We start from the raw sequence: 12,908 nt of genomic DNA, 5'->3' as shown, positions 1-12,908 counted from the left end.
TGCCTTTCCCATTCGGCGCCGCCTCCGCATCCCGGAGCCGGCGACTGTCGCGGCAAAGCAGGGCAATCCGCCCGCCAAAATACAGCATATTTTCTTCCGCTTGTTTTGAGATTGTCGCCTTATGAATTCCGTCATACAAAAAGCTACCCGCATCATCATCAAGGTTGGATCGTCGCTGGTCACCAATGATGGGCGTGGACTCGATCATGCCGCCATCGCGCGCTGGGCCTCGCAAATCGCCGGCCTGCGCGCCTTGGGTAAGCAGGTGGTGCTGGTGTCGTCCGGCGCCATCGCCGAAGGCATGCTGCGCCTGGGCTTCGAGCAGCGCCCCACCGACATCCACGAACTGCAGGCCTGCGCCGCCGTCGGCCAGATGGGCCTGGCGCAGATCTACGAAACCAGCTTCCGCGCGCACCAGCTGGGCACCGCGCAGGTGCTGCTGACGCACGCCGACCTGGCCGACCGCGAACGCTACCTGAATGCGCGCTCGACGCTGACCACCTTGCTGCGCCTGGGCGTGGTCCCCATCATCAACGAGAACGACACGGTGGTCACCGACGAAATCAAGTTCGGCGACAACGATACGCTCGGTGCGCTGGTGGCCAACCTGATCGAAGCCGACGCGCTGATCATCCTCACCGACCAGCAAGGCCTGTACAGCGCCGATCCGCGCAAGGACCCGTCGGCAACGCTGATCCAGCACGGCCGCGCGGGCGATCCGACGCTGGAGGCGATGGCCGGCGGCGCCGGCAGCAGCCTGGGGCGCGGCGGCATGCTGACCAAGATCCTGGCCGCCAAGCGCGCCGCCAAATCGGGCGCACACACCGTCATCGCCTATGGCCGCGAGAACGAAGTGCTGGCGCGCCTGGCCAACGGTGAAGTCATCGGCACCGAACTGGCGGCGCAGACCGGCCACCTGACGGCGCGCAAGCAGTGGATGGCCGATCACCTGCACACCGCGGGCCAGGTGGTGCTGGACGCCGGCGCGGTGCAGAAGCTGACCGGCGAAGGCAAGTCGCTGCTGCCGATCGGCGTGGTGGAAGTGAAGGGCGAGTTCGGGCGCGGCGCGGTCATCACCTGCGTCAGCGCAGACGGCGTGCCGGTGGCGCGTGGGCTGTCGAACTACACCAGCGCCGAAACGCGCCGCATCATGCGCAAGCCGTCGAGCGAAATCGAAGCGATCCTTGGCTTCGTCGAAGGCCAGGAACTGATCCACCGCGACAATCTGGTGCTGGTCTAGAACCCCGCAGGGCCACACAGGGGTCTGACCCCGTACGGGGTCAGACCCCGCGTCTGTGCACGCTTTGGGGTGCACGCTGACGTGTTTGTCGGGGCGCTAGGCGGTGGTTGGGGCGGGGGTTTTGGCGCGGTAGTCGCACAGGTCGATCTGCATGCAGTTCCAGCATTCGGGCTTGCGCGCCTTGCAGGTGTAGCGGCCGTGCAGGATCAGCCAGTGGTGGGCGTCGTGCAGGAACTCCTTCGGCACGAATTTCAGCAGCTTCTGTTCGACGATGTCGACGTTCTTGCCCGGCGCCAGGCCGGTGCGGTTGGAGACGCGGAAGATGTGCGTGTCCACCGCCATCGTCGGCTGGCCGAAGGCGGTGTTCAGCACCACGTTGGCGGTCTTGCGGCCCACGCCCGGCAGTTCTTCCAGCGATTCACGGTCCTGCGGCACCACGCCGCCGTGCTTCTCCACCAAAATCCTGCAAGTGGCGATGACGTTCTTGGCCTTGGTCTTGTACAGGCCGATGGTGCGGATGTAGGTCGTCAGTTCTTCCTCGCCCATGTCGAGGATGGCCTGCGGCGTGTTGGCCACCGGGTATAGCAGCCGCGTGGCCTTGTTGACGCCGACGTCGGTCGCCTGCGCCGACAGCAGCACAGCGATCAGCAGTTCGAAGGGTGTCGTGTATTCCAGTTCGGTGACGGGCTTGGGATTGGCGGCGCGGAAGCGCACAAACATTTCGTAGCGTTTGGCTGCGTTCATTTGTTCTCGGATTCTTTTTTCAGGCGGGCACGCTCCATCGCGGCGGCGATGATGGCGCGTTTGCGTTCCAGCGCGGCGGCCGATTCGGCGTCGGCGGGATCGATGGCGTTCACTTTCTCCATCTTGGCTTCGGCCTTGGCGGCCAGGCGGGCGTCGTTTTCTTCCTTGTCGCGCTTGAGGCGGAAGGCGCGGAAGTCGTGGCGTTCGCGCGCGGCGTTGGCGTCGGCCGGCGTCCACGCGGCCCAGCCGGTGGTTTCCGTCACCGGGTACATGACGATGCAATCGACCGGGCAGGGCGCCACGCACAGGTCGCAGCCGGTGCACAGGTCCGGCACCACGGTGTGCATCAATTTGCCGGCGCCGACGATGGCGTCCACCGGGCAGGCCTGAATGCACAGCGTGCAGCCGATGCACAGCACTTCATCGATGTAGGCGACCGCGCGCGGCCGTTCCAGGCCATTCACGGGATTCAGTGGAATGACCTTGCGGCCGGTGACCGACGACAGCCGTGCGATACCCTCGGCGCCGCCGGGCGGGCACTGGTTGATGTCGGCCGTGCCGGACGCGATCGCTTCCGCGTACGGACGGCAGCCGTCATAGCCGCACTTGGTGCATTGCGTCTGCGGCAGGACGTCTTCGATGCGGTCGGCGAGTGAGGGAGGGCTGGACACGGAGGGTAGCTGGGCGATAAAACGCCATTATAGTAAAACGCCCCGTCAGACGGGGCGTTTTACCATGCGATCAACCGTGTTTCTTGATGAACTCGGTAATTTTCGGGCACACCATTTCGCGCCAGCGGCGGCCGGAGAAGATGCCGTAGTGGCCGGCGCCCGGCGCCACGAAGTCCTGCTGCATGGCGGCCGGGATACCGGTGCACAGGTCGTGCGCGGCCTGGGTCTGGCCGGCGCCGGAGATGTCGTCCAGCTCGCCTTCAACGGTGAACAGGGCGACGGTCTTGATGTCGGCCGGGCGCACCAGCTTGCCGCCAACCAGCCAGTCGCCTTTCGGCAGCGCGAAGTCCTGGAACACGGTCTTGATGGTGTCCAGGTAGTATTCGGCCGGCATGTCCAGCACGGCGTTGTATTCGTCGTAGAACTTGCGGTGCGACTCGGCGGTTTCCTCGTCGCCCTTGACCAGGTGGTTGTAGAAGTCGCGGTGGCTTTCGGCGTGGCGGCCCGGATTCATGGCGATGAAGCCGGCGTGCTGCAGGAAGCCCGGATAGACCTTGCGGCCAAAGCCCGGATAGTTCGGCGGCACCGGGTAGATCACGGTGTTTTCGAACCACGAGAATTTCTTCTCGGTGGCCAGGTTGTTGACGGCGGTCGGCGATTTGCGCGGGTCGATCGGGCCGCCCATCATGGTCATGGTTTTCGGCAGCTTCGGATCGTTTTCCGAGGCCATCAGCGAGATCGCGGCCAGCACCGGCACGGTCGGCTGGCACACGGAGATCACGTGCACGTTCGGGCCCAGCAGGCGGATGAAGTCCTGCACGTAGTAGATGTAGTCGTCCAGGTGGAACGGGCCTTCCGACAGCGGCACCATGCGGGCGTCGGTCCAGTCGGTGATGTAGACGTCGTGGTCGACGATCAGGCCGCGCACGGTGTCGCGCAGCAGCGTCGAGTGGTGGCCGGACAGCGGCGCCACCAGCAGCACGGTCGGCTGCTTCAGGGCCTTGAATTTCTTGTCGTCCAGGTCCTTCTTGAAGTGGATCAGGCGGCAGAACGGCTTGTTGACCGCCACGTGCTCGATGATGCCGACGGTGGCGCCCTGGATCACGGTGCTGTCGATTTCGAATGCCGGCTTTTCGTAGTCCTTGCCCAATCGGTACATCAGTTCGTAACCGGCGGCGATGCGCTGGGAGAACGGCGTATGCGCCAGTGGCGACACCGGATTGGTAAACAGCTTGGCCGACGCGTCCGCCCATTGCATCAGGGGCGTCAGGAAGGAGCGCTGCATTTCATGGAGTTGGTAGAGCATAGGACATCCCGGTTTTTATAGGTTTGGTGCGGTGCACCAATGCCGACATCATAAGCCATATTATAGGCGCTGTGTTTTTGACGTAAAGCACTCTCATGTGCTGCCCAGCAAGGGCTACGTACTATCCACAGGCAATCTTGCTATTAAGAATAATACTGCTGCGGCCATAAAAAAAGCAGCGTTTCCGCTGCTTTTGTGTAGGACATTTGCCCGTCGTCAGTGCTTAATCGAACACAGGCGTTTCCACGCCCAGCACCTTGTGCAGCTTCGGCGAGGTGGTGGTGTACTGCATGTGGATCTTCTTGTCCGGGAAGATGTACGGCGCGGCGCCGAAGGCGGCCAGCGCGGCTTCGTGGAAGCCCGACAGGATCAGCTTTTTCTTGCCCGGGTAGGTGTTGATGTCGCCCACGGCGAAGATGCCCGGCACGTTGGTTTCGAACTTCTCGGTGTTCTGCACCTTCAGCTGGCGGCGCTCGATGTCCAGGCCCCATTCGGCGATCGGACCCAGCTTCGGCGACAGGCCGAAGAACACCAGCAGCATGTCCAGCGGCACGCGGCGGGTGACGCCGTCGGCGCCGGTCACCTTCAGGTGGTTCAGCTTGCCGTCTTCCGAGGCTTCGTAGCCGGTGGCCTGGCCGATGATCAGCTGCATTTCGTAGTCGTCGCACAGCGCTTTCATCTTGGCCACCGAAGCCGGCGCGGCGCGGAAGTCCTCGCGACGGTGCAGCAGCACCACCGATTCGGCCTTGCCGACGAAGTTCAGGGCCCAGTCCAGCGCGGAGTCGCCGCCGCCGCAGATGACCAGGTTCTTGCCTTCGAACTGCGCCGGATCCTTGACCTTGTAGTGCAGCTGCGAGCCTTCGAACACTTCGATGCCGTCCACTTTCAGCGTGCGGGCCTGGAACGAACCGACGCCGGCGGCGATGAAGATGGTCTTGGTGATGAACTGGGTGCCGAGCGTGGTTTCAACGTCGAAACGGCCGTCGTCGCGGCGCTCGACCTTGGTCACTTCCTGACCCAGGTGGAAGGTCGGCTCGAACGGTTCGATCTGCTTGAGCAGGTTGTCGGTCAGTTCCTGGCCGGTGCACGACGGCACGGCCGGGATGTCGTAGATCGGCTTGTCCGGATACAGTTCCACGCACTGGCCACCCACGGCGCCCAGCGAATCGATGACGTGGGCCTTGATTTCCAGCAGGCCGAGCTCGAAGACCTGGAACAAGCCGACCGGGCCGGCGCCAATGATGACGGCATCGGCTTCGATGACGCCAGGTGGTGTAACGGTGCTATTCATACGTGGTTTTCCTGTGATTTCAATGATGGCCGCTGCTTAGCGTACCAACAGCTGCAATTTTTCTTTGACGTCCTTGAACTGTTCCGCATCCGGCAGCGCAGGAATAGTCTTGGTGATCGAAGGCCAGTTACGCGCCAGATCGACGTTGATCTTGATGAATTGCTGCTGGTCGCCTGGGACATCTTCCTCGGCGTAGATGGCGTTGACCGGGCATTCGGCCACGCAGACGGCGCAGTCGATGCACTCGTCCGGGTCGATGGCGAGGAAGTTCGGGCCTTGGCGGAAACAATCTACCGGGCAAACATCGACGCAGTCCGTATAACGGCAAGCGATGCAAGATTCGGTGACAACGTGGGTCATAACAGTCCTATCAATGTTGGTGTGCAGTAGCGTCGGCGGCGGGGCAGTTGCCTGGCTAACCTTGGCAAAGCACTGTATTTTAAGGTAATTCGCTATTTCTCACAAATTGGGCTTATATACAATACATATAAGCAAATACATTGGAGAGCGGCGAAACACTTCGCCCCTGCCGTTGTGGACTGGCGCGGGCGGGGCGCAACTGGCATCATGGCGGCTTTGTCATTCAGAGCAGGAGAGCCGCATGGCGGACATCAACATCGTCCAGGAACACCACCTGGCGCCGGAGCAGGCACGCGCGGCCGCCCAACAAGTGGCCGACAAACTGGCCGAACAATTTGAACTGGCCTGCCGCTGGGAGGGGGATGTGCTGCGCTTCGAACGCAGCGGCGTCAGCGGTTCGCTGAGTCTGCTGCCGCATCAGGCGCAGCTGCAACTGGAGCTGGGCTTCCCGATCAGCATGATGGCGGCGCAGATCGAGGCCAAGGTGGCCGAGAAGATGCGGAAAGTGTTTGTTGTCTAAAAAATAAAAAGGCCCGTCCGGGCCTTTTTTATTATTTCAGTTCTTCGATCAGGTCGATGTACAGCTGTTTGGCTTCGTCCTGGGTTTTGCCTTTCAACTCGGCCCATGCGTCGAACTTGGCGCGGCCGACGAAGTCGGTCATGCCGGGACGCTCGCCGGTGGCGTCGCCGCTCGATGCCTGCTTGAACAGCGCATAGATTTTCAGCAGCGTGATATTGTCCGGACGCTCGGACAGATTCTTCGAGTCCGCCTGCGCTTGTTCAAACTGTTCTTGCAAACTCATACCTAACTCCTGGCTGTGAATGGGATGCACCATCATAACCGCAGCCATGGCAAAAGCCGCTAGAGTGCGCGCTCCAAAACAGAACGGCGGCCATGCCCGGCATCTGCCGGCATGAACCGCCGTCTCCGGTGCCCTTCCGGGCACGCGTAAAACTCCGGAAGAATTACTTCTTCTTCGTCGGGTTGACAGCCGATTTCAGCGTGGCGCCAGCCGAGAATTTCGGGGTTTTCGACGCAGCGATCTTGATCGCTTCGCCGGTTGCGGGATTGCGGCCTTTGCGTGCAGCGCGTTTGGCTACGGAGAAGGTGCCGAAGCCGGTGATGCCTACCGTGTCGCCTTTTTTCAGACGCTCGGTGATGATGGCGATCAGGGTGTTCACTGCGCCGTTGGCGGCAGCAGCGGACAGCTCGGTGCGTTTCGCAAATTCTGCAATCAGTTCGCCTTTTTTCATTACTACCTCCTTGGTTATTGGAGCGCGCAGATTAGCATAAATATTGTTAAAAGTAATGGTTTCTGTACGAACTGCGCACGAAGTAAGCCTTGTGTCCGTTGCCTCGCTGCGCTGCAACGCGAACAAGGCCTTGTATTTAAAGGGTTTCTCAGTTTCGACAAAACCGCATGACCGGCAAAAAAGGTTTATGATGGAATGCGTAAAAGGACGGGAATATGAGCTTTTCAGACGAGACACTGATCGCGTATGCCGACGGCGAACTGGACGAGGAAACCCGCCAGCAGGTCGAGGCCGCCATGCGCCATGACAGCAGCCTGGTGCGCCGGGTGGCGCGGTTGCGCGCGGCGCGCGACGATGTCTACGCCGATCAGCACCGTCCATCCGCCGCGCGTGCGCGCCACGGCGCCAACGTGGTGCAGCTGGCGGCGGTGCGGGCGCAGCGCCTGGCCACGCAGCAGGCCGCGCGCAAGGCCACGCGCCGGCACTGGGGCTGGCTGGAATGGAGCGCGCTGGCGCTGGTGATGGTGGTGGGGCTGGCGGCCGGCAAGTTCGGCCTGGCGAAATGGCAGCCCGACTGGTTCAGCGGCGAACGCGCGCAGCCGCAGACCGAGGTCAGCAGCCGCAGTGGTTTGCTGGTGGCGCAGGGTAAGCTGGCGGCGGCCTTGAGCCAGCAGCTGGGCGGCGCGGCGCAGACCGAAGGCGATGTGCGCGTCGGCCTGAGTTTTCTGTCGAACGAGGGGACGTACTGCCGCAGCTTTACGCTGGTGGGCGTGTCGCAGGATCTGGTGGGGATTGCCTGTCGCGCCAACGAGGAGTGGCGGATACCGGTGGTGGTGCAGAACACGCGGCCGGTGGCGGCGGCGGGCGGCTACCGCATGGGCGCCGAGATGCCGACGGCGCTGCTGGAAGCGATTGACCAGCGCATCGTCGGCGGCATGCTGGATACGCGGGCCGAACTGGAAGCGCTGCGCAGGAACTGGCAGCGCTAACGGAGGCTTAAACGCCCAGCAGTTCGACGTCGAAAATCAGCGTGGCGTTGGGCGGGATGACGCCGCCGGCGCCGCGCGAGCCGTAGCCCAGATCGGCTGGAATGATCAGCTGGCGGGTGCCGCCAATCTTCATGCCTTGCACGCCTTCGTCCCAACCGCGGATGACCATGCCGGCGCCCAGGGCGAATTCGAATGGATCGTTGCGGTCTTTGCTCGAATCAAATTTCGGGCCCTTGGTGCCGTCGTCGTTGCGCAGCCAGCCGGTGTAGTGCACGGTGACGTTCTGGCCGGCTTTGGCTTCGTCGCCTTCGCCCACGGTCAGTTCGATGTATTGCAGGCCGGAGTCGGTAGTGATAGTGGACATGATCTTCCTTTCATTAGAAACAGGCCCGAATTGTAGCAGGGCTGTCGCCGGGCGGCTGCGGGCATGAAGTTTTGTCCGTTTTCGTCTCGCCTGTGTCCGGTTTGCACGTAAAATAAGGCTTTGTTCCTCATAGTGAAGTCCTTCATGTTTCGTCGTCTGCGCCGTGTCCTCCTTTCCTGCCTTCTCGCCGCCGTCGGCAGCGCCCAGGCCAACGTTGTCGTGGTGCTCAACTCGCGCGACGCCACCGTGCAGCTGCTGGACCAGGCCAGCTACAAGGATCTGTCGACCTTCCCGGTCGGCAAAGAGCCGCACCATTTGATGGCCACGCCGGACAACAAGTCGCTGATCGTCGCCAGCTCGGTCGGCAATGAGCTGATTTTCCTGGACCCGAAATCCGGCCAGGTCCAGCGCACCATCAAGGACATTCTCGACCCATACCAGATCGGTTTTTCGCCGGACCAGAAATGGTTCGTCTCGAACTCGCTGCGGCTGGACCGCGTGGACCTGTACAAATACGACGGCGCCGGCATGACGCTGGCCAAGCGCATCCCGCTGGCCAAGCTGCCGAGCCATATGGCCTTCAACGCCGCCAGCAATATGGTGTTCATCACGCAGCAGGGCAGCGACCAGGTCAGCGCCATCGACCTGGCCACGCAGACCGTCAAGTGGACGCTCCCGGTCGGCAAGCTGCCGGCCGGTATCGCCATGACGCCCGACGACAAGTATCTGCTGGTCGGCATCATGGGCAGCGACTACGTCGAGGTGATCGACTGGAAGGCGCAGAAAACCGTCAAGCGCATCAAGACCGGCATGGGCGCGCACAACTTCCGTTCGGCCGGCGACGGCCGCTACACCTACGTGTCGAACCGTGTTTCCAATTCGATCAACATCATTGATCAGAAGACATTGGAAAACGTCGGCCAGATCAACGTGCCCGGCGGCCCGGACTGCATGGAAGTGACCGACGACGGCAAGACCATGTGGGTCACGCTGCGCTGGATTAAGAAGGTGGCGGTGATCGACCTGGCCAGCCGCAAGGTCATCAAGGTCATCCCGGTCGGCCGTTCGCCGCACGGCGTGTTCTTCTTCAACTCCGCGCAACGCTGATGATGCGCGCCGCCGCCCTGACCATGCTGGCGCTGGCGGTCGCGCCGGCCGTGCGCGCGGATGACAGCGCCAGGTCGGTCAACAACAGCGCGCGCGACGTCAACGCCGCGGCCCGCGCCGCCAACGCCGAGGCGCGCCAGCTGAAAACGCTGGCCGGCCATGCCGCCGCGCCGCGCGCCGCCTGCAAGGGCACGATTTATCTGACCTTCGACACCGGCAGCCAGTCGCAGGCCGAGCTGATCGCCGATACCTTGAACCGCCACCAGATCAAGGCCACCTTCTTCCTCGCCAACGAGAAAACCGTGCGCGGCGATTATTCGCTTGATCCGTCCTGGTCGGCGTACTGGAAGGCGCGCGTGGCGGAAGGCCATGCGGTCGGCACGCACACCTGGGACCACGCGGTGTTCCTGCGCGATGGCGCCGACGGCAAGGTGGTGCTCAAGCCCGGCTTCGGTCCGCAGGCCGGCAAGCAGGTCAACTGGACGCCACAGCAGTATTGCGAACAGATGCAGCGCGTCGACCAGCGCTTTGTCGAACTGACCGGCAAGCATCTCGATCCGTTCTGGCGCGCGCCGGCCGGCCATACCTCGCCGCGCCTGCTGGAGATCGGCAAAAGCTGCGGCTATGCGCACGTGGGCTGGTCGCCGGCCGGCTTCTCGGGCGACGAACTGCCGAGCGAAAAGTATCCGAATACGGTACTTCTGCAAAAGTCGTTGCGCGACCTGCGCGGCGGCGATATCGTGCTGATCCACATGGGCATCTGGTCGCGCAAGGATGCCTGGGCGCCGGCCAATCTGGAACCGCTGATCAGCGGGCTGGAACAGAAGGGCATGTGCTTTGCCACGCTGCGCGCGCATCCGGACTACAAGAAATGACAGAAACCCTCTCCGACTGGCTGGGCGTGGCCCAGGGCTGGTTGTTCGAAACCGTGATCCAGCCGCTGGTGTTCCAGCTCGGCTTCGGCGCCTTTGTCGAGGACGCGTTCGAAGGCACGGAATGGCTGCTGATCGGCATGCTGGAACTGGCGCTGCTGTTCCTGGTGCTGCGGCCGCTGGAAGCGCTGATCCCGGCGCAGCAGATCACCGATCCGCGCGCGCGCTGGAACGACTTCCTCTACACGGTGCTGCACCGCATCGGCGTGTTCTCGCTGCTGATCTTCTTCACGCTCGATCCGCTGATGGACAGCATCGCCGGCTGGCTGCGCTTTGACGGTTTCCATCCGTTCAACCTGGAAACGCTGTGGCCCGGCATCGGCCCGCTGGGCGCGTTCGCGGTGTATTTCGTGGTGCTGGATTTCTGCGATTACTGGTATCACCGCGCCTCGCACAAGTTCAACTGGTGGTGGGCGCTGCACGGCCTGCACCACAGCCAGCAGAACATGAATCTGTGGAGCGACGACCGCAACCACGTCCTCGACGACCTGCTGCGCGATGTCTACATGGGCGTGATCGCGCTGTGCATCGGCGTCGAGCCGGCGCAGTACGTGCTGCTGGTGTCGGTGTCGCGCATCCTGCAAAGCCTGCAACATGCGAATGTGCGGATTCATTTCGGCTGGCTCGGCGAGCGGCTGCTGGTGTCGCCGCGCTACCACCGCATGCACCACGCGATCGGCGCCGGCCAGGGCGGCTGCAATTTTGCGGTGCTGCTGCCGGTGTGGGATATCCTGTTCCGCACCGCCGACTTTACGCCGCGGTTCGTCGCCACCGGCATCCGCGACCAGCTGAGCGGGCGCGAGTACGGACGCGGGTTCTGGTCGCAGCAATGGCTGGGCCTCAAACGCATGATTGAATACGCAAGAAAGGATGTGGTCTGATGGGGGCAGTGTTCCGCACATGGGGACGGGCGTTTTTGTCCCAGTGGCATGGCAAGATGCTGTTGATGAGTATCGCGCCGTTTCTGCTGGCGCTGGCGGTGTGGGCGGCCGCGCTGTATTTCGGCCTGCAACCGCTGATCGATTATCTGCATGCGCTGTTCACCGAGCATAATCTGTTCTCGACCAGCACCAGCTGGCTGCGCAGCCTGGGCCTGGGCACGCTGACGGCGGTGGTGGTGCCGCTGATCGCCATGCTGGCGCTGCTGCCGCTGATGATACTGACCGCGCTGGTCTTCATCGGCGTGGTGGCGATGCCGCTGATCGGCCGCCACGTCGGCCTGCGCCATTATCCGCAGCTGGAGCAGCGCCATGGCGGCTCGATCATCGGCAGCATCGGCGTGGCGCTGGGCGGCATGGCGATCTTCATCGGCCTGTGGATACTGACGCTGCCGCTGTACGCCTTCCCGCCGCTGGCGGTGGTGGTGCAGGCGCTGCTGTGGGGCTGGCTGACCTGCCGCGTGATGGTCTACGACACGCTGGCCGACTACGCCAGCGCCGAAGAGCGGCGCCAGATCTTGAGCGAGCACCGCTGGCGGCTGCTGATCATCGGCGTGGTGTCGGGCGCCGCCGGCGCGCTGCCGGGCGCGATCTGGTTGAGCGGCGTGATGGCGGTGGTCATGTTCCCGTTCCTGGCGGCGGTGTCGATCTGGCTGTATGTGCTGATTTTTATCTTCACCGGCCTGTGGTTTGCGTATTATTGCCTGGATGCGCTGGCGCGTTTGCGGGCTCAGGAAGTCATCGAAAAGGAGTAGGCAATGGCAATCGGACTCATCATCATTGGCGACGAAATCCTGTCCGGCAGGCGCGTCGACCAGCATTTCCCCAAAGTTGTGCAGATGCTGGCGGCACGCGGCCTGCAGCTGACGTGGGCCGAGGTGCTGCCGGACGATCCGGCGCGCATCACCGCCACGCTCAAGCGCACCTTCGCCACCGACGACATCGTGCTGTGCTGCGGCGGCATCGGCGCCACGCCGGACGACCACACGCGCCAGGCCGCCGCCGATGCGCTGGGCCTGCCGCTGGTGCTGCACGAGCAGGGCAAGCTCAACATCCAGCAGCGCATCGTGCAGATGGCGCAGGAAGCCGGCCAGGTCGCCGACCTGAATTCGGCCGAGAACCTGCACCGCCTCAAAATGGCCGAGTTCGCCGAGGGCGCGGCGCTGATCCCCAATCCGTACAACAACATCGCCGGCTTCGCGCTGCACAAGCATTATTTTGTGCCGGGCTTCCCGGTGATGGCGTGGCCGATGCTGGAGTGGGTGCTGGACAACCACTACGCCGACCTGTTCAACCGCGAGCCGCGCCTGGAACAGTCGGTGCTGGTGTACGAGGCGGCCGAATCGGCATTGACGCCGCTGATGGTGGCGCTGGAGAACCAGTATCCGCGCGTCAAAGTGTTCAGCCTGCCGAGCGTGGGCGACGCCAACACGCGGCGCCATATCGAGCTTGGCGTCAAAGGCGAGCCGGTGCAGACGGCCACGGCCTTCATTCAATTGTGCGACGAGTTGCGCAAGCTCGACGTAGAGTTCAAACCGACCTGATCCGCATTGTGACGGCAGGATGACGCGGCGCTCTCCCACACAGGAGAGCGCCGTTGTTTTTTTGCGAAAATAAACGGCGCTTTTGATTTATTGTGCGTTCGCTCCCGTCAGCGGCGCTCTGATGTGGTGCAATGGTAACTAGTAAGTTTTACTGAAACATCGCGATGC

Annotated in this window: 16 protein-coding genes; 8 read left to right on the top strand and 8 right to left on the bottom strand. The window is 62.9% G+C overall.

Annotation, left to right across the window (positions count from 1 at the left end; all coding sequences use genetic code 11):
- The first annotated feature begins 121 nt into the window (after nt 1–121).
- On the top strand, nt 122–1,240 hold the full coding sequence (proB, locus tag GJ695_RS03620; protein ID WP_154362248.1) for a glutamate 5-kinase: 1,119 nt from the start codon (nt 122–124) through the stop codon (nt 1,238–1,240).
- A gap of 96 nt (nt 1,241–1,336) precedes the next feature.
- On the opposite strand, the gene nth is transcribed toward proB, so the two are convergent.
- From nth to fdxA, 5 genes are all read right to left on the bottom strand, one after another.
- A complete protein-coding gene (gene nth / locus GJ695_RS03615; protein WP_154362247.1) occupies nt 1,337–1,984 on the bottom strand; it encodes an endonuclease III in 648 nt (215 codons plus the stop codon).
- Nucleotides 1,981–2,655 carry an electron transport complex subunit RsxB gene (gene rsxB / locus GJ695_RS03610; RefSeq protein WP_166455313.1) on the bottom strand — a complete coding sequence of 225 codons (675 nt, stop codon included), beginning with the start codon at nt 2,653–2,655 and terminating at the stop codon, nt 1,981–1,983. Before rsxB ends, nth begins: the two co-directional genes overlap by 4 nt.
- A 70-nt stretch (nt 2,656–2,725) precedes the next feature.
- Nucleotides 2,726–3,961: a polyhydroxyalkanoate depolymerase gene (locus GJ695_RS03605; protein ID WP_154362246.1), complete on the bottom strand. Its 1,236-nt coding sequence runs from the start codon at nt 3,959–3,961 to the stop codon at nt 2,726–2,728.
- A gap of 223 nt (nt 3,962–4,184) precedes the next feature.
- Nucleotides 4,185–5,252: an NAD(P)/FAD-dependent oxidoreductase gene (locus tag GJ695_RS03600; protein ID WP_154362245.1), complete on the bottom strand. Its 1,068-nt coding sequence runs from the start codon at nt 5,250–5,252 to the stop codon at nt 4,185–4,187.
- Nucleotides 5,253–5,288: 36 nt separating this feature from the next.
- A complete protein-coding gene (gene fdxA / locus GJ695_RS03595) occupies nt 5,289–5,612 on the bottom strand; it encodes a ferredoxin FdxA (RefSeq protein WP_154361148.1) in 324 nt (107 codons plus the stop codon).
- A gap of 241 nt (nt 5,613–5,853) precedes the next feature.
- Here fdxA and GJ695_RS03590 point away from each other — a divergent pair, with 241 nt between their 5' ends.
- Nucleotides 5,854–6,132: a polyhydroxyalkanoic acid system family protein gene (locus GJ695_RS03590; RefSeq protein ID WP_154362244.1), complete on the top strand. Its 279-nt coding sequence runs from the start codon at nt 5,854–5,856 to the stop codon at nt 6,130–6,132.
- Nucleotides 6,133–6,163: 31 nt separating this feature from the next.
- Here GJ695_RS03590 and GJ695_RS03585 read toward each other — a convergent pair whose 3' ends face one another.
- A complete protein-coding gene (locus tag GJ695_RS03585) occupies nt 6,164–6,415 on the bottom strand; it encodes an acyl-CoA-binding protein (protein WP_154362243.1) in 252 nt (83 codons plus the stop codon).
- Between the two features lie 163 nt (nt 6,416–6,578).
- Nucleotides 6,579–6,866, bottom strand: coding sequence for an HU family DNA-binding protein (locus tag GJ695_RS03580; RefSeq protein WP_110847097.1), 288 nt, complete (start codon nt 6,864–6,866; stop codon nt 6,579–6,581).
- 215 nt (nt 6,867–7,081) lie between these two features.
- Here GJ695_RS03580 and GJ695_RS03575 point away from each other — a divergent pair, with 215 nt between their 5' ends.
- On the top strand, nt 7,082–7,855 hold the full coding sequence (locus tag GJ695_RS03575) for a zf-HC2 domain-containing protein (RefSeq protein WP_154362242.1): 774 nt from the start codon (nt 7,082–7,084) through the stop codon (nt 7,853–7,855).
- A 7-nt stretch (nt 7,856–7,862) separates the two neighbouring features.
- Here GJ695_RS03575 and GJ695_RS03570 read toward each other — a convergent pair whose 3' ends face one another.
- Nucleotides 7,863–8,219, bottom strand: a complete 357-nt coding sequence (locus GJ695_RS03570) for an FKBP-type peptidyl-prolyl cis-trans isomerase (protein WP_154362241.1) — start codon at nt 8,217–8,219, stop codon at nt 7,863–7,865.
- A gap of 144 nt (nt 8,220–8,363) precedes the next feature.
- Between GJ695_RS03570 and GJ695_RS03565 the strand changes: the two genes are divergently transcribed.
- From GJ695_RS03565 to GJ695_RS03545, 5 genes are read left to right on the top strand one after another with little or no spacing between them, the layout of a single operon-like run.
- A complete protein-coding gene (locus tag GJ695_RS03565; RefSeq protein ID WP_154362240.1) occupies nt 8,364–9,326 on the top strand; it encodes a YVTN family beta-propeller repeat protein in 963 nt (320 codons plus the stop codon).
- Nucleotides 9,326–10,201: a polysaccharide deacetylase family protein gene (locus GJ695_RS03560; RefSeq protein WP_154362239.1), complete on the top strand. Its 876-nt coding sequence runs from the start codon at nt 9,326–9,328 to the stop codon at nt 10,199–10,201. Before GJ695_RS03565 ends, GJ695_RS03560 begins: the two co-directional genes overlap by 1 nt.
- The gene (locus GJ695_RS03555; protein ID WP_154362238.1) at nt 10,198–11,139 is read left to right on the top strand and encodes a sterol desaturase family protein; all 942 of its coding nucleotides are present in this window, start codon (nt 10,198–10,200) and stop codon (nt 11,137–11,139) included. Before GJ695_RS03560 ends, GJ695_RS03555 begins: the two co-directional genes overlap by 4 nt.
- Nucleotides 11,139–11,951 (top strand): EI24 domain-containing protein, encoded by an 813-nt coding sequence (locus tag GJ695_RS03550; protein ID WP_154362237.1) that lies wholly within the window; start codon nt 11,139–11,141, stop codon nt 11,949–11,951. Before GJ695_RS03555 ends, GJ695_RS03550 begins: the two co-directional genes overlap by 1 nt.
- A 3-nt stretch (nt 11,952–11,954) precedes the next feature.
- Nucleotides 11,955–12,740 carry a competence/damage-inducible protein A gene (locus GJ695_RS03545; protein ID WP_154362236.1) on the top strand — a complete coding sequence of 262 codons (786 nt, stop codon included), beginning with the start codon at nt 11,955–11,957 and terminating at the stop codon, nt 12,738–12,740.
- The last annotated feature ends 168 nt before the right edge of the window (nt 12,741–12,908 follow it).

It is taken from the genome of Duganella alba, from assembly GCF_009674495.1.
GTDB classification, from domain to species: domain Bacteria; phylum Pseudomonadota; class Gammaproteobacteria; order Burkholderiales; family Burkholderiaceae_D; genus Rugamonas; species Rugamonas alba.
The sequence above is the reverse complement of the archived record's forward strand: the minus strand, read 5'-3'. Positions and strand labels throughout refer to the sequence as shown.